Origin of the sequence: Jiella soli, assembly GCF_020615385.1 — a bacterium.
In the GTDB taxonomy this organism is placed as follows: Bacteria; Pseudomonadota; Alphaproteobacteria; order Rhizobiales; family Rhizobiaceae; genus VKMB-3413.
Window position 1 is genome coordinate 1 of the sequence record NZ_JAJAVB010000006.1, and the last position, 18,522, is coordinate 18,522.

General features: G+C 64.7%; 15 protein-coding genes, 3 tRNA genes and 3 pseudogenes. 12 read left to right on the forward strand and 9 right to left on the reverse strand.

From position 1 onward, the window contains the following. The 7 genes and pseudogenes from LH400_RS04495 to LH400_RS04525 form a co-directional block, all read left to right on the forward strand. Positions 1–180, forward strand: a pseudogene (locus tag LH400_RS04495) (IS5-like element IS711 family transposase); the annotation flags it as partial. 625 nt (positions 181–805) lie between these two features. Then, complete coding sequence (locus tag LH400_RS04500; protein WP_229151503.1) at positions 806–1,975, forward strand: efflux RND transporter periplasmic adaptor subunit; 1,170 nt, start codon at positions 806–808, stop codon at positions 1,973–1,975. After that, complete coding sequence (locus LH400_RS04505) at positions 1,972–5,055, forward strand: efflux RND transporter permease subunit (RefSeq protein WP_229151483.1); 3,084 nt, start codon at positions 1,972–1,974, stop codon at positions 5,053–5,055. Before LH400_RS04500 ends, LH400_RS04505 begins: the two co-directional genes overlap by 4 nt. Positions 5,056–5,102: 47 nt before the next feature. Then, the gene (locus tag LH400_RS04510; RefSeq protein WP_229151504.1) at positions 5,103–5,828 is read left to right on the forward strand and encodes a response regulator transcription factor; all 726 of its coding nucleotides are present in this window, start codon (positions 5,103–5,105) and stop codon (positions 5,826–5,828) included. Continuing rightward, positions 5,825–7,204, forward strand: coding sequence for an ATP-binding protein (locus LH400_RS04515; protein ID WP_229151484.1), 1,380 nt, complete (start codon positions 5,825–5,827; stop codon positions 7,202–7,204). Before LH400_RS04510 ends, LH400_RS04515 begins: the two co-directional genes overlap by 4 nt. Before the next feature lie 86 nt (positions 7,205–7,290). Continuing rightward, on the forward strand, positions 7,291–7,560 hold the full coding sequence (locus LH400_RS04520; RefSeq protein WP_229151485.1) for a hypothetical protein: 270 nt from the start codon (positions 7,291–7,293) through the stop codon (positions 7,558–7,560). A gap of 205 nt (positions 7,561–7,765) precedes the next feature. Beyond that, on the forward strand, positions 7,766–8,605 hold the full coding sequence (locus LH400_RS04525) for a MipA/OmpV family protein (RefSeq protein ID WP_229151486.1): 840 nt from the start codon (positions 7,766–7,768) through the stop codon (positions 8,603–8,605). A 386-nt stretch (positions 8,606–8,991) separates the two neighbouring features. Here LH400_RS04525 and LH400_RS26260 read toward each other — a convergent pair. From LH400_RS26260 to LH400_RS04550, 5 genes and pseudogenes are all read right to left on the reverse strand, one after another. Beyond that, positions 8,992–9,165, reverse strand: a pseudogene (locus LH400_RS26260) (DUF6538 domain-containing protein); the annotation flags it as partial. A 78-nt stretch (positions 9,166–9,243) separates the two neighbouring features. Beyond that, a tRNA-Glu gene (locus LH400_RS04535) sits at positions 9,244–9,318 on the reverse strand. 115 nt (positions 9,319–9,433) lie between these two features. Next, positions 9,434–10,288, reverse strand: coding sequence for a YcbK family protein (locus LH400_RS04540; protein ID WP_229151487.1), 855 nt, complete (start codon positions 10,286–10,288; stop codon positions 9,434–9,436). A gap of 380 nt (positions 10,289–10,668) precedes the next feature. Then, positions 10,669–11,109: a VOC family protein gene (locus LH400_RS04545; RefSeq protein ID WP_229151488.1), complete on the reverse strand. Its 441-nt coding sequence runs from the start codon at positions 11,107–11,109 to the stop codon at positions 10,669–10,671. Positions 11,110–11,287: 178 nt separating this feature from the next. Beyond that, positions 11,288–11,941, reverse strand: coding sequence for a hypothetical protein (locus LH400_RS04550; RefSeq protein WP_229151489.1), 654 nt, complete (start codon positions 11,939–11,941; stop codon positions 11,288–11,290). Positions 11,942–12,267: 326 nt separating this feature from the next. On the opposite strand from LH400_RS04550, the gene LH400_RS04555 reads away from it, so the two are divergent. From LH400_RS04555 to LH400_RS04575, 5 genes are all read left to right on the forward strand, one after another. Continuing rightward, entirely contained in the window at positions 12,268–12,846 is a 579-nt protein-coding gene (locus tag LH400_RS04555; protein WP_229151490.1) for a cold-shock protein, read from the forward strand. A 176-nt stretch (positions 12,847–13,022) separates the two neighbouring features. Further along, positions 13,023–13,487: a DUF192 domain-containing protein gene (locus LH400_RS04560; RefSeq protein WP_229151491.1), complete on the forward strand. Its 465-nt coding sequence runs from the start codon at positions 13,023–13,025 to the stop codon at positions 13,485–13,487. Between the two features lie 138 nt (positions 13,488–13,625). Then, positions 13,626–13,702, forward strand: a tRNA-Pro gene (locus LH400_RS04565). 63 nt (positions 13,703–13,765) lie between these two features. Beyond that, positions 13,766–14,074 (forward strand): ETC complex I subunit, encoded by a 309-nt coding sequence (locus LH400_RS04570; RefSeq protein ID WP_229151492.1) that lies wholly within the window; start codon positions 13,766–13,768, stop codon positions 14,072–14,074. A 219-nt stretch (positions 14,075–14,293) separates the two neighbouring features. Beyond that, positions 14,294–14,369: transfer RNA gene (locus tag LH400_RS04575), tRNA-Arg, on the forward strand. 45 nt (positions 14,370–14,414) lie between these two features. On the opposite strand, the pseudogene LH400_RS26485 reads toward LH400_RS04575, so the two are convergent. From LH400_RS26485 to LH400_RS04605, 4 genes and pseudogenes are all read right to left on the reverse strand, one after another. Beyond that, positions 14,415–15,246 (reverse strand): annotated as a pseudogene (locus LH400_RS26485) (integrase core domain-containing protein). Positions 15,247–15,591: 345 nt separating this feature from the next. After that, complete coding sequence (locus LH400_RS04595; RefSeq protein ID WP_229151493.1) at positions 15,592–15,888, reverse strand: hypothetical protein; 297 nt, start codon at positions 15,886–15,888, stop codon at positions 15,592–15,594. Between the two features lie 746 nt (positions 15,889–16,634). Continuing rightward, complete coding sequence (locus tag LH400_RS04600) at positions 16,635–17,429, reverse strand: heme ABC transporter ATP-binding protein (protein WP_255616827.1); 795 nt, start codon at positions 17,427–17,429, stop codon at positions 16,635–16,637. Positions 17,430–17,434: 5 nt separating this feature from the next. Further along, positions 17,435–18,508 carry a FecCD family ABC transporter permease gene (locus LH400_RS04605; RefSeq protein ID WP_229151494.1) on the reverse strand — a complete coding sequence of 358 codons (1,074 nt, stop codon included), beginning with the start codon at positions 18,506–18,508 and terminating at the stop codon, positions 17,435–17,437. Positions 18,509–18,522: the final 14 nt, after the last annotated feature.

The following is an 18,522-nucleotide window of genomic DNA, read 5'->3' on the forward strand; positions in this document are numbered from 1 at the left end:
AACCCGACCCGCAAACGCGTGCATCCCATCGACTGGACGCTCGACAAGGAGCGACACCAAGTCGAATGCTTTTTCAACAAACTCAAACGCTTCCGGCGCATCACCCTACGCTGTGAGAAAACTCTCACCGCCTTCATGGGCTTCGTTCATCTCGCATGCGCCATGATCTGGCTAAAATGAATGCAGACGCGACCTAGGGCCGCGAAGAAAAAGGGATGAATGCCATTTCACCCGCAATGAGTTCGAGAACTTGATGTCCGCTCTCAAGGGACGTGCACTGACGGGTGAATGGCCGCGAAGGGTTGCGAGCGGACAGGTGCCGGACCGCGATATCGGCGGCAGATTTTCTCCCGGATAAAACAAGCCGTAGCAGTCGGTCCGTTTCGCAACCGGACGCAATGTTAAATCGCGTCGTGTGATCTTGGAGTCTACCTCAGGCGCCAGACTGATGACCGACCAGGAAAAGGGGTGGTAGAGCTGTAATATAAGTTAACTGTTCTTCATCCCTACCCGTAGTTGTCCGGGGTAGCTCTGGGGTTCTCGGAGCTGACGTCATGCGTTGCGTGCGGCTCCGTCGTCCTCGGAGTTCAGCATGCACCCAGTCTCATTTAGGCACGACTTTTGGGAGGGCCGGTCCCTGGATACCAGGAGGAGGGCGCCTCAAAAGCGAGTTACCAGGGTGGTGCGTCAGCGGCATCTGAAGGGTCTGCGGGTTCCAAGTTTGACAATCATGTCCTGGCTCATGCTGTGCCGCCTTGCAGCCGGATGCGTCGGATCCCTGCGTCCAATAAGGGCGACCTTCTTGGTGCTTGCGTCGCTCGTCATCGGTTGCACCGTGGCCATGGCTGAGGAACGCCCGCCCGCCGTCAGTGTCGTGACGGCGGGCACGAGTGTCATGACCGACCGTGTCCACTTCGTCGGCTCGCTGGTGGCGCGCGAGGAAAGCGTCGTGAAGGTGGATCTTGCCGATGTGCGCATAGTCTCGGTCGAGGCAGAGGCGGGCGACATCGTGCAGCGGGGCGACGTGCTGGCCCGGCTCGACGCGACGCTGATCAGCATCGAACAGAGTGCCAACGCTGCCCGTCTGGCCCGCGCCGACGCGGTGATAAAACAGGTGGAGAGCCAGATCGAGGACGCCGCCCTGGCGCATGTACAGGCCCGCGCGGACATGGAGCGCAGCAAGCAGCTGAGCGCCAGGGGCTTTACCGCGGACGAGACGCTCGAACTGCGTCAGACCATGCTGAAGCGGGCGGCTTCGGCACTGGCGCTTGCAAAGCAATCGCTCGGGGTGGCGCAGGCGGATCGCCGGGTGATCGTCGCCGAAGGTCAGGAGATCGCAGCCCGGCTGGCGCGCACGGTGATAGCGGCGCCCACCGACGGTCGCATCCTCCGGCGATCTGCCAAGCTGGGCGCACTCACGTCCGCGAACGCAGAGCCGCTGTTCGTGATAGCCGAGAACGGCGAGATCGAACTCGATGCGGAGATTCCGGAAGCGGATTTCGCGCGGCTGGCGGTGGGCCAGGCAGCCGGCATCGTGGTGCTCGGGCGCGGCACGCCGCTTGAAGGCCGCGTACGCTTGCTGGCGCCGGAGTTGCAGGCGGGCAGCCGTCTCGGTCGCGCCCGCATCAGCATCCCGCAGGCCGGCAGTCTCAGTGTCGGTGCCTTTGCGCGCGGCGAGGTGGACATCGAGCGCCGCGGCGGCGTGTTCCTCCCGGCGACGGCGCTGAGCGATCGGGCGGGCAGGGTCACCGCACAGGTCGTCGAGGACGGAACCGTTGTAATCCGTATCCTGGAAACCGGCCTTCGGACCGCCGGCCTCGTCGAAATCCGTTCGGGGGTGGAGGCGGGCGAGACAGTCGTGCTGCGCGCCGGAAACTTCCTCGCCGAGGGTGACCATGTGACCCCTGTCGGCGTGGACTATCCGATGGCGACCTCGTCCGAACGCCCGATCCTGACGTCGGACGCGGTACAATGAACGTCTCCGCCTGGGCGATCCGCAACCCGATCCCGTCCATCCTCCTGTTCGTGGTGCTGACGGCGCTCGGCCTCTACAGCTTCCAGAAGCTGCCGATCACCTTCTTTCCGACGATCGACGTGCCGCAGGTCAGCCTGACGATCACCGATTCCGGTGTGGGGCCGACTGAGATGGAGACCAGCGTCACGCGTCTGGTCGAGGATGCCATCTCGGCCCTGTCGGGCGTCGACGAACTGAGCTCGACCATCAGCGACGGCGTTTCGACGAGCTCGGTCAACTTTGAGCTCGGCGTGCCCATCGACAGGGCGGTGGCGGACGTGCGCGATGCGGTCGCGAAGATCCGCAGCGACCTTCCCGCGACGATCGACGAGCCGGTCATCGAACGAGTCGATGTCGAGAGCGAGGCCGTGGTGACATACGCCGCCGCCGACAAGGCCATGACGGCGGAAGAGCTCTCCTGGTTCGTCGACGATGTCGTCATCCGGCGGTTGCGCGGCGTGCCGGGTGTTGGCCGGATCGACCGGCTGGGCGGCGTGACGCGCGAAATTCAGGTGCAGCTCGATCCCGACCGCCTGCTGGCCCTCGGGATAACCGCAAGCCAGGTCAATACCCAGCTCTCCGCAACGCATCTGGACCTTTCCGGCGGCCGCAGCGAAGTGGATGGGCGCGAGCGGGCGGTCACGGTGGTGGCGACGACCGACACCGTCGAGGAACTGGCACGGCTGGCCATCGCGCTTCCCGATGGTTCGACGGCGAGGCTCGGCGAGCTCGCCATCGTCGTCGACGGCTTTGCCGAGCCGCGAAGCTTCGCGACGCTGGATGGCGGCGACGTCGTCAGCTTCTCGGTCTACCGAGCCCGCGGGGCGAGCGACGTGACCGTGGCAGAAGAGGTCGCGGCGGCTTTGGAGCAGCTTTCCGCCGAATACGGCAATGCCCGCTTCACGCGCATCGACGACAGCATCACCCAGACGCTCGGCAATTACAACGCCGCGCTGAGCACCCTGGCCGAGGGGGCGATCCTCGCCGTCGTCGTCGTCTTCCTGTTCCTGCGCGACTGGCGCGCGACGCTGATCGCCGCGGTCGCGCTGCCGCTGTCGGCGATCCCGACCTTCTGGGCGATGGACCTCCTCGGCTTCTCGCTGAACATATTGAGCCTTCTTGCGATCACCCTGGTGACCGGCATCCTCGTCGACGACGCCATCGTCGAGATCGAGAACATCGTCCGGCATGGCCAGAGCGGCAAGAAGCCGTACCGGGCCGCCATCGACGCATCGGACGAGATCGGCCTTGCCGTCATGGCCATCTCCGCCACGATCATCGCCGTCTTCGTGCCGGTCGGCTTCATGAGCGGCGTGGTCGGTCAGTACTTCCGCGAGTTCGGCCTCACGGTGGCGATCGCCGTCTTCTTCTCGCTGCTCGTCGCGCGGCTGATCACGCCGCTGATGGCGGCGTATCTGTTGCGCGCGCATCCGGCGAGACACGCCCCGCCGGGACGTATCATGCGGGGCTATCTCAGGCTGCTGCGCCTCTCGATGGCATGGCGGTGGGTTACGCTCGGTACGGCGTTCGCGCTGTTCGCCGTGTCGATCTGGTCGGCGCAGTTCCTGCCGAGCGAGTTCATCCCGCCGGAGGACAACGGCCGGATGTCGGTTTCGATCGAGCTGCCGCCGGGCGCGACGCTGGCCGAGACGCGGGAAACCGCCGGGCTCATCGCATCGCGCATCGGCGCGATCGACGAGGCGCGGCTTGTCTTCATCCAGGGCGGGGCAAATGCCGCCGGCCTGAGGGAGGTCCGGCGCGCGGCCGTGCGCATCGACTTCGGTCCGGCGGCGGAGCGGGCGCGTTCGACGGATGTGCTCGAACCCGTCGTCGCGGACATTCTGCGTACCGTACCGGACATAAGGTTCGAGATCCTCAACGATCGGGGCGGCCGCGACGTGTCCTTCGCCGTCCTCGGCAAGGAGGGCCAGGTCGCCGGAGACGCCGCTGCCGCTATTCTCGAGGAGCTGGCGGCCAGCAGCTTTGCCGTTGGAGCAAGCTCCACTGCGGCGGCGGCACGGCCCGAGCTCCAGATCCGGCCGCTCGCCGAACGTGCGGCGGATGCCGGTATTTCCCCGAAGGTCATCGCCGACACGATCCGCGTTTCCACCGTCGGAGCCAGCGACGGCGACCTGCCGGAATTCGTCGAGGATGGGCGCCGGATCCCGATCCGGCTGCAGCTCGCCAATTGGGCGCGCAACGACATCGGCACGCTTCGGTCGTTGCGCATTCCCAGCCTCGGGGGGCCAGCGGCCCCGCTATCGGATATTGCGACTATCACGCTCGGCACCAGTGTCGCCAATATCGATCGCTTCGACCGCGAGCGGCGCATCGAGATCAGCTTCGACACCCCGGCGGGAATGACTGCGGGAGAGGGTCTCGATGCCATCCAGTCGCTGGCGACGGTGCGGGCGCTGCCGGACGGCGTGAGGCTCCAGCCGACGGGCGATTCCGACGACGAGGGCGATGTCTTCGCCGGCTTCGCCACCGCGATGACCGCCGGGCTCGGCCTGGTGATGATCGTCCTGATCCTGCTTTTCGGCAGCGTGCTGACGCCGCTGACGATCCTCGTCACGCTGCCGCTGTCGGTCGGCGGCGTGGTCGCGGCGCTGATGGCGACGGCAACGCCGATCTCGCTCCCGGTGGTCATCGGCATCCTGATGCTGATGGGGATCGTCACCAAGAACGCCATCATGCTGGTCGACTTCGCGGTCGAGCGCGAAAAGGCGGGGGTGGCGCGTCGCACGGCGATGGCCGAGGCAGCGGCGGAGCGGGTGCGGCCGATCCTGATGACGACGCTCGCCATGGTCGCCGGCATGATCCCGGCAGCGATGGCGTCCGGCGACGGCGGCGAATTCCGCGCGCCGATGGCGATTGCCGTGATAGGCGGCCTCGTCGCGTCGACCATCCTGTCGCTGGTGGTCGTGCCGACGCTCCACTGTCTCGTCGGCGATGTCGGCGCGTTACTCCATCGGCTATGGTCGCGCTTCGGTCCGACGGTTGATGCCGTCGAGACAGAAGAACTAGAGGGATCGGCCTGATGACCGCCCGGAACAGTTCGGCGACCCTGGGCCTCAACGGGAATGCCATGAGCCAGAGCCCACCGACCAAGCGACCCTGCATTCTCATCGTCGAGGATGATTTCGAGATAGCCCGCCTGCTGGCGGCTACCCTGGCCGATGCCGGCCTGTCGGCGGAAATCGCTGGCGACGGCGTCGAGATGGATGCGCTGCTACGACGATCGGACTTCGACTTGATCGTGCTCGACGTGATGCTGCCGGGCGAGGACGGTCTCAGCCTATGCCGCCGGCTGCGGGCCGAGCTGACCATTCCGATCATCATTCTGACGGCCCAGGGCGAGGAGATCGACCGCATCGTCGGGCTGGAGATCGGCGCCGACGACTATGTCACCAAGCCGTTCAGCGCCCGCGAGGTCACCGCGCGCATCCGGGCGCTGCTGCGCCGTGCGTCCTATGCGCCGGCCGAGCGCGACAGCCTGAAGCCGCTGCGCTTTGACGGCTGGACGCTCGACCCGCAGCGCCGCCAGGTGCGCGACCCGACCGGTGCACGCGTCGCCATGACAACGGCCGAGTTCGACCTGCTCCTGGTGTTCTGCCGAAATCCGGGAAAGGTGCTTTCGCGGGAGCAATTGCTGGCCAACACCCATGCCGGGCTCGCTGGCCCGATCGACCGCAGCGTCGACGTGCATGTGCGGCGCTTGCGGCAGAAGATCGAGGCGGATCCGGGCGAGCCAATCTTGCTGAAGACGGTGCGGCTCGGTGGCTACGTGTTCACCGCGACGGTGGAACCGTGACAAAGCTGTGGCGACGGACGGCCCCCCGCACCATCCGCAGCCAGATAACCGTGGTCATCGTCATTGCGGTCTTGGCAGTTGTCATCACCGGACGGGGCATCGAGAGCCTGCGGAAAAGCGACTATCTCGGCATCGAGGATTTCGACGTCATCATGGAGCGGGCGTCGATGGTGGCGCTCCTGCTGCAACAGGCGGACCCCGACGAGCGCCCGATTATCCTCAGATGGTCGGCGGCTGCGACCACTCTGAACCTGTCGCTCACCGACAATGCCGCGCTGAAGCCGATGATCGCTGCCTCGCCGCCGGCCGGCTGGCTTGAAACGCTCACCCGCTGGCTGTTTCCGCCGGACGCGGAGTTGCCGGCCGGCGGGCGCAGTTTCGTCATCGACGGGCGCCAGGCACTGTCGCTTCCCGTCGAGGACGAAACCGTGCTGCTGGTGCGCAACCTTCCGAGCGCGTTCATAACCGACGACGTTATCAGCCCCCTGAGCTACTACGTCTCCGCGTTCGTGACGCTGATGCTGCTTTTCTCCATCTACGCCGTACGCAGCGTGACGGCGCCGCTGGCGCGTATCTCGGCGGAGCTGAACCGCTCCGATGGCGTCAGCGAGGACACGGTGTTCGACGAAAGAGGTTCCGAGGAGGTCGTCAGCCTCGCGCGCGCGCTCAACGGCATGCGCACCCGCATCAGGGAAATGGTCGACACGCGCACCCGCATGCTGCGCAGCGTCAGCCATGACCTGCGCACGCCTTTGACCCGGCTGCGGCTGCGAACGGAGCGACTGGAGGACTGCGAATTGCGCGAGATGATGATCGCCGACATCGACCACATAAACGCGCTGGTCAATGAAACGCTGGATTATCTGAGGACGGATGCTTCCGGCGAAGAAGCCGAGCGGACCGATATCGCCAGCCTGATGCAGACCATCCAGGCGAATTTCGCCGATGTCGGCTTCGCAGTGACCTATGAAGGCCCGGATCGTCTCACCGGCCTCTGCAAGCCGAACGCACTGATCCGAGCGGTGACAAATCTCTGTGACAACGCGCTTAAATTCGGCGGTGGCGCCGCAATCACGCTGGCACGGGCCGGCTCGATGATCCGCATCGACGTCGCCGACGACGGGCCGGGGATCGCCGCCAACCAGCGCGCCAAGGTGCTCGAGCCCTTTTTCAAGGGGGACTCCGCACGAAGCACCGGTCGTGGTTCCAGCTTCGGCCTCGGCCTGTCCATCGTCACCGACATCGTGCGCGCCCATGGCGGCCGACTGGAGTTCCACGACAACCATCCCCGCGGTCTGATCGCCCGGATATTGCTGCCCGGGCTAGCGGCGCCTCGAAGCATGCCGCTCGTCGCTTCCAGTAATATCTCTTCATAAAACGACGCTCACGGCCGCCGTCGCAGAGGCTACTGATCTCGCACGAGAACGACATCCATCTTCGTTCCTTTCTCGGCGAGACAGCAATGACTGACATAGCGACCACATCCCGCGATCTCGATGCACTCCAGTTGCGCCGCAAGACGACGATCTGGACCGTCGTCGGAGCACTCGGCCCGCTCCTCGTGCCTGACCACCGGCACGAGGAGATCGCGCCCCGCGCAATCTTCGAGGCCGAGTACGGTGCCCATCGCAAGCGCGTACCGCGCTTTCTGCCGCGGCTTTCGCAGTGGCAGGATGCGCCGATCCTGATGATCGACCCGAAGCACTATCGGCAGACGGCGTTGGACGCCTGATCCTGCTCGCTTTCGTCCCGGCGTTCTACACCCGGAATGGCTCCGAACTTTCGTTCCGGGCCTGCCTATCCTGCGCCTGCCTTGATGCTTCGCCGCCCAGTAGAACGCGTTTCGCGGGGTCCCGCCGGCGCGTGGCCCTGCCGGCAGCTACTTCCGCAACCTTCCACCAGTTTCGACCAATCACCACTTCCAAGGGGCTGAAAAAATGAACTTCCGTCTGTGCTTGCTCGCCACGTCTGCCCTAGTCTCCGTCTCCGCCGCCGCCCTGGCTGCCGATCCGGGGGAGTACGAACCGACAAATCCGGAAGCACCGGTTGTGGACGCGCCGGCAGTTGCGCCCGGGGTCGACCTGATCATCGAACTCGGCGTCGGTGGGGATGTCTCGCCGGAATACGAGGGCTCCGACAAATATTCCATCTCTCCTTCGCCGATCGTGGGCTTCGGCTACCTCCACATTCCGGGGCTGTTCGATATCGGCGACACCGGCCCGGAGGAGGGCGGCCTCTCGATCAGCCCCGCCTTCGAGTTCAGGGGCGAGCGGAAAGCCGATGACTTCGACGCTCTCGACGGCCTTAACGATGTCGACGCGACATATGAGGTGGGCATCAGCGTCGGTTACGAATGGCAGTTCGCAGAGATCTACGGCGAGGCGCGCTACGCCTTCGGCGGCGCCAAGGGCGTGGTCGGGGAGGTGGGTGCCAACGCCATCTATCGGCCGACGCCGCAACTCGTTCTGAAGGCCGGTCCCTTTGCGACCCTGGCTTCTGAGGATTACACTGAGACCTATTTCGGCGTGACCGCCGCGGAATCGGCGAATACCGGCTTTCGTCTCGACGCCTACGATCCGAAGGGCGGCCTGAAGAGTGTCGGCATGTCGGGTTCCGCCCGATACGAGTTCCGGCAGGACTGGTTCCTCAATGCCGATGCCTCCTACAGCCGGCTGGTCGGCGATGCTGCGGATTCCCCGATCGTGAAGGCCGGCGACGAGAACCAGTTCACCTTCGGGTTGGGCGTTTCGAAGCGCTTCACGCTTGACCTCTTCTAGGACCGGGCGACGTCGCCGTGGTGTCACCGATGTCTAGCGACGCTGTCCAGAAAAGGAGTCGACGATGGAACCAAAGATGATTTCCGGGCGCACCATAACGCGCAGTATCTCGGCAAGCCAATGCCGAGCCGCGCTTGGAACTGTGGACTGGTCGACGGGGTGCTTGTCGCGCAAGGCCAAGATTCCATCGCGGAGATCGTAGCGCTCGAGCGTAGCGGCCGGCTGATCCCGGCGACGACCGAGCCACGGACGCCGAAGCGGCCGGAAAGGCCCTGACGGCCTTCGAGGAAGGAGAATGGGGCCGCAAGTCTGCAGCGATCGGTCAGAGCTGGCGCCGGGCCCGGAGCGAAGTCGTTCCCCAAAGCTGGTCGAAGGCCAAGTGCCACCTCTCGAGCCTGACGGTCGACTGACCTCTGAAGCGATTTCTGGATTTGCGAGGAGGGGAAGCTACCGCGCGGGTCTTTCGGCACGCGGCGGACGTGCTGCCATACGGCGCCGCGCTTCGTGAGATGATTCGAGATCGCCACATCAGCCGCCATGTTGCACATGATGTTATGCATCGGCTTGCCAATCAAGCCGTGCCTCGAGGCGGTAAGTGATTGACTTCGCAGGGAACAGGTGAGCCATTCCGGGAGGAATGGTACGCCCAAGGGGAATCGAACCCCTCTCTCCACCGTGAAAGGGTGGCGTCCTAACCGATAGACGATGGGCGCAGCGCGTGGCTGTATAGGGGGGATTTTTCCGGATCGCAAGCCCCGGATTGCAGCCGAGGTTCATCCATCTGCTTCCCCGGCGATCCGGCGCTGCCAAAGGCCGATATCCGGCGTTTCAGGGGGAGGGAGCACGCCGGCAGCGCCAATTCCAATCGCGCTTCGGGCCGACATCCACGTGAATCGCCGCGGTGTGGCAGTAGGTTCCGACGCCGCCGCGACCGGGAAGCGACCGGACATAGGATGCGACTTCGAATCGATCGACGTCGGGAATCGCGATGTCGGCGGCGTTGCAGTTCATGTGCTGGGAATGTTTGGCGCCGTTGACGGCGCGGTTGTGCGCCGGGCTGCGATAGCCGGAGGTCACGATGACGCGCTTGCCGAACCGGCGCTCGATAGAACGCAACATGCCGACGAGCTTGGCCGGGAAACAGGCCGTCTGCACGTCGTCCCGCTGAACCATCAAACCGTTCGGCGCCATCCGGGCGAGGCCGCCGAGCGAGGCCACGCGGAACGACGTCACGACGTCTTCCATCGCGTCTTCGTTCGCCGATTCGCGCTGGCCGATCTCGAACAGCGAGGTCGGGTCGACCCCCGGAAGATTGTCGTCGTAGGCGGCTTTGGGGGCCACCGCGTGGCTGACGATCACCCGCTTGCTCTTATTCTTATCCGCGTTGGGCAGCGGAGTGCGAGCCTTCTCGTTGGCGAAGAGCGAGGTGAACAGCGATCCCGACGACGATTGGCCGGCGGATCCCGCCTGATTGCCTTCGCCGAGCCGCGCGCCGGCATAAGCGGCGATCGCCTTGTTGCTCGGCCGGGTCGCCGCTTCGGTCAACAGCTTGGTCGAGGAGGGCGCAGCCGCCTTTGCCGCTTCCGCATCTGCCACTTGCGCGGCATCGGCTTCGCTGGCCGCAGCCGTTTCGGTCGGTGGTGCAGTCACGCTTCCCGATTCTGCGGTTTCGGAGGTGTCCAAGGACGTGGCTGTCTCACTCGCCGCGAGTTTCGTCTGCGCCGAGCCGAAACCGAAGGCGGCGGTGTCGTCGACCGCCGAGACGCAGGAGGCGAGAAGCGGGAGCGTCGTCACGAGCCCGACCGCGATGATCCCGCGTCCTCGCCGCATCGAAAGGATGCCCGATGCCCCCATTGTCGTTATCTTCCCCGCTCGCTGCCGACGGTCGTTCGATGCCGCCGTCTGCCTCTGCCATTCGAACCTGCCCCGCTGCTGGTCCCCACCAGCCGCCGGACAGCCGCCAAGAGCCTGTCGAAAGCTCCCGTCCACTGCTGGCGAGTCATTCCTATGGCCGGATTGCGGCAGGAGCAAGATCACCGCGCCCTGCCGCCCCGTCCTTGTCTCTACCAGCTTCCGCTATTCTGCATTGATGACCACGGCTCCGCCGGGGCCTTTGCGTCACCTTTCTGCAAGAGCTCGAAGGATATTCCGTCGGGCGATTTCACGAATGCCATGTGCCCGTCGCGCGGCGGCCGGTTGATCGTGACGCCGGCATCCATCAGGCGCTGGCAGATGTCGTAGATATCGTCGACCTCGAAGGCGAGATGGCCGAAATTGCGGCCGCTGCCATAGTCCTCGGGATCCCAGTTGTAGGTGAGCTCCATCAGCGGCGCCTTGTTTTCCTTGGCCCCGGGCATGTCGCCGGGTGCGGCCAGGAAGATCAGCGTGAAGCGGCCCTTTTCGCTCTCGATTCGCCGGGTCTCCACCAGACCCAGCTTGTTGCAGTAGAAGTCGAGGGATTGCTCGATATCCCTCACTCGCACCATCGTGTGCAGGTAGCGCATGAAATGACCTCCGTTCGCGATTGCGTGCCGGAGGGTAGCGCTGCACCGACCGAAACCAAGCATGCAACAAGGAAAAGGGGGCCGCGATGGGCCCCCATTCTTGGCAGATCGGCAAATCGCCGCGGACCATCAACCTCGGCGAGGCCGGCTGGAGGAATCCATCCGGCCGCTCTCAGTCCTACTGGTTCGCCGCCGCCTTCGCAGCGTCGAGCGCGGTCATGCAGGCCTCTTCGTTACCGGCATCCGCCGCCTTCTGGGCTGCCGCGAGATGCGTCTGTACCATGTCGCCGCTGCCGGACTGGTCCATGCCCCCCAATGCGCCGGAATTGGTGGAGGAAGTCGTCATCGCATCGTCGCCGGACTGGCCGTTCGCGCTGCTCGCCTGCTGCGAGGAGGCTTCACCTGTCGCGTTGGCCGCCGCAGCGCCGCCCGTGGTATGGCCGCTGGACGAGGCGTTCGAATCCTCTTCCTGGCTGCTGCTGGCGACCTTGCCGAGCGCGGCGGTCGGTGCGACGCCGCTCATCGCGCCGGTCGACTGCTTGCCCTCGTCCATCGTGTTGTCGGCGTTCATCTCGGTGTAGGTCTCGGTGCCCGGGCTGTTCACCGCGGCCTGGTCCTTGTCACCGGGTGTCTTGTCCGCGGCCACCTTGCCGGACTGACCCGCATCGGTCGACACCGCCTGACCGCTCGTGTCCGTCGAAGCGGACGACTGCGTGGTCATGCTGCCCTTGAACGCCGCCAGATCCTGCGAGCAATCGGCGAGGGCGCTACCCGATGCGAGAGCTGCCGCCGAAATCGTCAGAGCGGAGGCGAAAACATGAAGCTTGGTCATATGGAATTCTCCCAGAGTTCGTTGTTGAATCAACGGTGCTCAGGCGAGCGGAACCCGCCGCTAGACGGGTTTGTTCCGACTAAATGACGCAAAGCGTTGGTGCACTGCGAAAAAATCGCAGTTCTATTCGCCCTGGAGCCACGATTCTGGCGCAGTTGACGCGATTGCCCCTCACCAATGCTCTTCTGTGTTGTCATCAAGGATGACCAAACGGTAATGCTGGGCAAATTCGGCAAATTCAGTTGCAAGCCTCTTGCTTCGATCGGCACAGTTAATGCTAAGATTTCGTGTCGCGATTCGGTTGGCGTAAGAGGCGGAACCCCCGAATGCCGGAGAGAATCTCTGCACAGGTACGAGGCGAGAGCGAAGCGTCGGGCAACAGCGACGTCGGGCTGACGGTAATCTCGGGGCACATCAAGTGGTTCGACGTTTCCAAGGGATTCGGCTTCATCGTCCCGGACGATCGCAGCGCGGACGTCCTGCTTCACGTCACCTGCCTGCGCCGGGACGGTTTCAGCACCGCGCCCGAGGGTGCGCGCCTCGTCTGCGAGGTGCAACAGGGCGACAAGGGGCTCCAGGCATTCCGGATCCTGTCGATGGATCAAACGACGGCGGTTCATCCCTCGCAGCTGCCGCCGTCGCGCACGCATGTCACCGTCGTGCCGACCAGCGATCTCGTCGCGGCCGTGGTCAAATGGTTCAACCGAACCAAGGGCTATGGCTTCCTCACTCGCGGCGAGGGCACGGAGGACATCTTCGTGCACATGGAGACCCTGCGGCGATTCGGAATGACGGAATTGAGGCCGGGGCAGGAGGTACTCGTGCGCTTCGGGGACGGTTCCAAGGGGCTGATGGCGGCCGAGATCCATCCTGCGACAGGACCGACCAGGCCCGCCTCGCACTGAGCCCGCCGCCTCGGTCGGTGGTCGGCCACGAGATGCGCGCGGCACCGCGGAGTGCGAGCGGCGGTGGACCGGCCCTCGAAAGACCAGTCGAGCGAGATCTTGTCCGAACATCCTTCGGCCTTTCCCAGGCCCATGCGGCCGGCTAGAACGGGTCGGCCCTCTCTTGCGGATGAACCATGATGATCGCTCGGAAAATCGTGCTCGGCAGTGCTATCGCGGTGGTCGCCGTTCTGGCGGCGGCCTATCTGGCGGTCGCCGGCGATACGACGAGCGGGACGCTCGTCACCGCCAGCGGATCGCACGATCTGAACCTCGAGATCGCGGCAACCGAGGAAGATCGAAGGGTCGGGCTGATGAACCGCTCGTCGATGCCGGCCGACCACGGCATGCTGTTCGTCTTCGACCAGACCCAGCCGGTCGCGTTCTGGATGAAGAACACGCTGATTCCGCTGGACATGCTGTTCATCGACGAGAGCGGTACGGTGAAGAGCATCAAGACCAATACGACGCCGCTGTCGCTGACGCCGATCCCGTCCGGCGTCCCGGTCCGCTACGTGCTCGAGCTGAACGGCGGCGCCGCGGCGCGCTATGACGCGAAGGTGGGGGACCGGCTCGAAAGCGACAGCATCCCGCCGAAGTGACGGGCAGCCGGCGGAGGGTCCGCGCGCAGACTGTGCCGGTCGGATTCTCCCGATGTTTCCTTCGGTGAAGACCGCCTCCGCTTGACTTCGCCGGACAAGCCCGGCACATCCGCTTGCACGGCACCGCGTTGGTGGCTTCGGAGCGTAGCGCAGCCTGGTAGCGCATCTGGTTTGGGACCAGAGGGTCGCAGGTTCGAATCCTGCCGCTCCGACCAACGACCGGTGCTGCGACATGTCCTGATGTCAGTTCTGGTGCGGAACGCTGCGACGAGGCCCGAATGCTTGCACGAATCTACCGTCCGTCCCGAACCGCCATGCAGTCCGGCAAGGCGAAGAGCCGCGAGTGGCTGCTGGTCTACGAGCCCGAGGAAAAGAAGCGGGTCGAGCCGCTGATGGGTTACACCTCCTCGGGCGACATGCGCTCGCAAGTCCGTCTCAGCTTCAAGACCAAGGAAGAGGCGATCGAATACGCCGAGCGCTACGACATTCCGTACCGGGTCGAGGAGCCGCATGTGGCGAAGGCGCGCGCCAAGATCGCCTATTCCGACAATTTCAAATATGATCGCAGGCAGCCCTGGACTCACTGAATCCGTCGCTGCGTGCAGGAGAAGCAGAAGACTCGGCGGTCCGATCAGGATCGAGACATCGGCGTGCGCAAAGAGGTCGTCGGCTGCTTAGATGCCGGTCCTGAGGGCAAGAGTGGCGCGCCGTCCAGAGGGTGTCGCCGACCAGTCGGGACGGGACGATGATCGCCGTTCCCTGCTCATAGACCGGAAACGCGGCGGCATGACGCTCGCCGCCGGAACGGCCCCGTAGCTCAGTGGATAGAGCACCGGCCTTCTAAGCCGATGGTCGCAGGTTCGAATCCTGCCGGGGTCGCCAATCCGGAACTGTGTCCGCCCCGGAGACATGGGTAACAGAACGTTCCTAAGACATGCGTGACAACCTCGTGCCGAACGGATTGTCGATGGTCTGCAGGGTTCTCTGTTCCAGGTCGAGATATCCCAGATCATACGTCATGAAGCCGACGAGCCAAATGCCGTCGTCGACTTCCTTGATGCCGAGCCTTTGACCCGCCATGACGGTGGAGACGTTGATCTTCTTGCTGTGCATGCAGATGCGCCCGCAAGCGGTGACCGGCACATCTTTGTCATGGAATGGGTAACCGACCTCCGGCAGGCCTTCGTAGGGCCGTAACGAGGGCAAATAGACCTCGCTCGGCGTGCTCATGGCAAGTGCCTCGTGCAGCCGCTCCTCGTTGAATTCGCTCATGAAAGCGTCGAATCGCTTGCTGCTGCAGGATGTTCATGCCCGGCGGGCGGGTCGCCTCCTTCTTCAGCGTCAGATGCATGCGCTCGTGCCGGCCGTTCTGTTGCGGACGGCCCGGCTTGATGCGCTCAATGGCGATGCCGAGACCGCGGCCACCAGACCGAGAGCTTCGAGAGGTTGTAGAGCCCGTTCGGGCTGGCAAACGGCGCTCCGTTGTCGCTCCTGATCCCGATCGGCAGGCCGCGCGCCTTGAACAGGCTCACGAAGGCTTCGATGACCGGCGCCTCCCGCATCGATTCAAGCGCTTCGGCCGCCGCGAACGGTCGCTCAGCGCCTCCACGCCCTCGTCCTTGAAGCGGCCCAAGATCTTGTAGCCGGTCTTCCTCGATATGCCGAACTCGCGGCACACATCGCTCATGCCTTCGCCGTCGAGAAGACGGGCCACGAAACGTAAGCGTTCCTCCATCACCGAACTCTCTTTCCACGGCATCAACACCTCCCGCGAAAAGCCGGAAGCGTTACCCATGTGTCCGGTACAAAACGTCACCTATCTCTCGGGCCGCTCAAACAGCAGTGGGCACCTGTGTGCCGCTGGCCGGAGCCTTAGCGACGAGGTCCTGCAGATCGTCGGTCCTGTTTTGATCATGATCCAGGCGCCCTCAGCGATGATGCGATCCAGCAGCGCGCCGGTCAGCCACTCCGAGTGCAGGACACGAGCGGGGCGGCGGTCGTGAAGGCGAGGGTGAAGCCCTTCTGGCAGGCGGCCAGGCCAAGGTCCAGACCGACGTGCGTGGCGACCGATGAATGCGAAACGGGGCCTGAGTTCGGCTCGCGTTCAGCGGCCGTTCTGCATCGAACGAAGGAGGTCGGAAAGCTCTTTCAGCCGTTTCATAGTTCCAGCAACGCCTGATGAAGCGGGGTCCAGCTCCCGTCCGTTGCTGTCGAATACGAGGATGTCGGCGTCAGAAGGCTTTTCAGCTTGTGCCGCCGGTCGTTTCCCGGGCGGAGCTTCCCTAAGCAGCCCTTGAAGGCTTCGCGGCGGTGTGACCTGATCCGATGCTGCGGGACCCGCGACCGTGACAACGGCCAACGCGGTTGCGAGGATCAGGCGGCGTTTCCATCGTTCGAACATCAACCTCTCACTTCCGCTGATCAAATCGTGTCCGCGGAGATAGGCGCACTGACAGATCGGCAAAGACCGTGCCTCCCGCACCAACACGCTGGCTCCTCTCATCCGGGGCCACGGGCTTTTTGCCGTTCGAGGCTTATCTATCGGCAGATGTTGTTCGGTCGGCCACCACCACAAGAGGACGAAGACGCTGTCCGGATCGGGCTTGTGATTTGCCTCGTCGTGATCGCGGCGCTCTTGGTGGTGCTTCTGGTGGCGATCGTTACGTGACGGTGCTTGGCAGGGTGCCCGGTGAGCTTGCCTTTCGCAGAGGCCATGCCGTGTTTGGAGCGGTAGCATAAGAATGGCGAACGAGTTGAAGGGTTCTAGGATTTTCGGAGAATTCTGGTTTCTGGATCAATCGGGTATATCCAGGTCCCTCCATTCAAATTCGCCTCGCCACCCGTCTGGCGGTCGTCTCGGCGGCAGTCGGTCTCATAGAGGTCGCCGCGGCCGCGGACCAGATGACAAGGTCACTCAGCAGAACGCGGCCATGGTCGAGCAGGCGACGACCGCAAGCCGCAGGCTGTCTACCGAGACCTACGAGCTGGTCGCGCAGGTGGCCCTGTTTCGGACCGGACAAGACGAGGACCGGAGGAACGGATCCCCTGACGCTTCCAAGGGATACCCCAAAGGATCGAGGCGATCCATCCACGAGGCGATTCTCGACGTGACGGTTGCGGAGATCGGAGGGGGAGCGGCCCGCTTCCTCATATCCTTGAAAGATCAGGCAGGATCGCCGGACGGCTCCAGCCAGGCGGCTCTATCACCGTGACCTCGGTTCTGAAGATGTGCGCCAGAATGCCGCTTTTCAGGATCTGGGTCGGAGCGTCGTCGGCGACGATCGAGCCCTCGCTCATCACCAGTATCCGATCGGAAAAGCTCGCAGCGAGATTGAGGTCGTGGAGGACCGCCACCACGATCGCGCCGTTTTCTGCAAACCGCCGGGCGATCTTCAGGACGTCGAGCTGATGGCGCACGTCGAGGCTCGACGTCGGCTCGTCGAGAATGAGAAGTTTTGCCTGTCCCCGTTCCACCGGCTCGCCGATCTGGCAGAGAATGCGGGCGAGCTGCACCCGCTGCTGTTCGCCGCCCGACAGGCGCTGATAGGCACGATCGCCGAAGGCCTCGAGATCGACGGCCGCAAGCGCCCCTTCCACGAGCCGCTGCCGGGCGGCTCCATCGAGGCCTGCCCTCACGCGCAGGCCCAGGCTCACGATCTCGAAGACCGTGAAGGGGAAGGCGATGGCAGTTGCCTGCGGCAGCACGGCGCGTTGGCGGGCGAGCGTCGCGGGTGCGATCCCGGCGATGTCTCTGCCGTGCAAGCGAACGGACCCCGAGGCGGGCCGGATCTCTCCGCTCATCGCCTTGACGAGGCTTGATTTGCCGGCCCCGTTCGGTCCGACAATTGTGGTCAGCGCACCTTCGTGGAGCCGCGTACAGACTGGCCCGACGATCCGCCGCCCTCCAGCCATTATGCTGACCTGATCGATCTCGATCGTCATTCGTCTCAAAATCCGTCGAAAGCCCGGCGCCGGACGAGAAGCCAGAGGAAGAAGGGAGCTCCGATCGCGGCGGTGATGATGCCGATGGGAAGCTCGGCCGGGGCAACCAGCAAGCGCGCGCCGATATCGGCGACGAGAAGAAGAAGCGCGCCGCCAAGAGCGGACGCCGGCAGGAGGAACCGATGTTCCGCGCCGATGCCGAGCCGCAGCAGATGCGGCACGACGATGCCGACGAAGCCGATGGTGCCCGCAACCGCCACGGCGACGCCGGTTGCCGCCGCGACGAGGAGAATGGCGAGGCGCTTCAGCTGTTCGACCTTCAGCCCCAGATGGAAGGCTTCTGCCTCCCCGAGCACCAGCGCGTCGAGGCCGCGCGAAAGGAGCGGTGCCGCGAGGAGGATGAGAACCATGATCGGGGCTGAGACCCAGACCTTCTGCCAGGTGACACCGCCGAGCCCGCCGAGATTCCAGAAGGTCACGTCGCGAAGCTGTGTGTCGTCGCTCAGGAACACGAGATAGCCCATTATCGCGGCCGCGAAAGCGGCAAGCGCGACGCCGGCGAGAAGCATGGTCGCGACCGATGTCGCTCCTTCGCGCGTGGCGATGGCATAAAGGATGAGCGTCGCGGTCAAGGCACCCAGAAAGGCCGCGAGCGGCAGGGAGTAGCCATCGAGAAGGACCATCAGCGGCGCGAGGACGCCTCCACCGAGAACGATCATCGAGACGGCGCCAAGAGCTGCCCCGGCCGAGACGCCGAGAATGGCCGGATCGGCGAGCGGGTTTCGAAACAGACCCTGCATCACCGCGCCGCCAAGGGCGAGCATCGCGCCGATCAGGGCGGCCATGATCGCGCGCGGCAGGCGGATCTGCCAGACGATCACCAGATCGCCGATCGGGAAGGCGGTGGAGTGTGGCCCGGCGAGGAGGATGTCGACCACGCGGGCCGGCGAAAGCGCCGATGGTCCGACCCCGATCGCCAGGACGACAGCCGCAAGCACGGCGGCCGCGAGAGCCGCGAGCGCCAACCCCTGGAGCAGCGAGCGATCTCCCGCTGCGTGAGCGGCGGGCGACGGGGGCATCTCGGATGGGCCGG

Excerpts from the sequence above, each read along its gene's own strand:
- LH400_RS04555 (WP_229151490.1), top strand. The coding sequence starts at position 12,268 with ATGCCGGAGAGAATCTCTGCACAGGTACGAGGCGAGAGCGAAGCGTCG.
- LH400_RS04510 (WP_229151504.1), top strand. The coding sequence starts at position 5,103 with ATGAGCCAGAGCCCACCGACCAAGCGACCCTGCATTCTCATCGTCGAG.
- LH400_RS04545 (WP_229151488.1), bottom strand. The coding sequence starts at position 11,109 with ATGCGCTACCTGCACACGATGGTGCGAGTGAGGGATATCGAGCAATCC.
- LH400_RS04525 (WP_229151486.1), top strand. The coding sequence starts at position 7,766 with ATGAACTTCCGTCTGTGCTTGCTCGCCACGTCTGCCCTAGTCTCCGTC.
- LH400_RS04520 (WP_229151485.1), top strand. The coding sequence starts at position 7,291 with ATGACTGACATAGCGACCACATCCCGCGATCTCGATGCACTCCAGTTG.
- LH400_RS04505 (WP_229151483.1), top strand. The coding sequence starts at position 1,972 with ATGAACGTCTCCGCCTGGGCGATCCGCAACCCGATCCCGTCCATCCTC.
- LH400_RS04550 (WP_229151489.1), bottom strand. The coding sequence starts at position 11,941 with ATGACCAAGCTTCATGTTTTCGCCTCCGCTCTGACGATTTCGGCGGCA.
- LH400_RS04595 (WP_229151493.1), bottom strand. The coding sequence starts at position 15,888 with ATGTTCGAACGATGGAAACGCCGCCTGATCCTCGCAACCGCGTTGGCC.
- LH400_RS04570 (WP_229151492.1), top strand. The coding sequence starts at position 13,766 with ATGCTTGCACGAATCTACCGTCCGTCCCGAACCGCCATGCAGTCCGGC.
- LH400_RS04560 (WP_229151491.1), top strand. The coding sequence starts at position 13,023 with ATGATGATCGCTCGGAAAATCGTGCTCGGCAGTGCTATCGCGGTGGTC.
- LH400_RS04605 (WP_229151494.1), bottom strand. The coding sequence starts at position 18,508 with ATGCCCCCGTCGCCCGCCGCTCACGCAGCGGGAGATCGCTCGCTGCTC.
- LH400_RS04600 (WP_255616827.1), bottom strand. The coding sequence starts at position 17,429 with ATGACGATCGAGATCGATCAGGTCAGCATAATGGCTGGAGGGCGGCGG.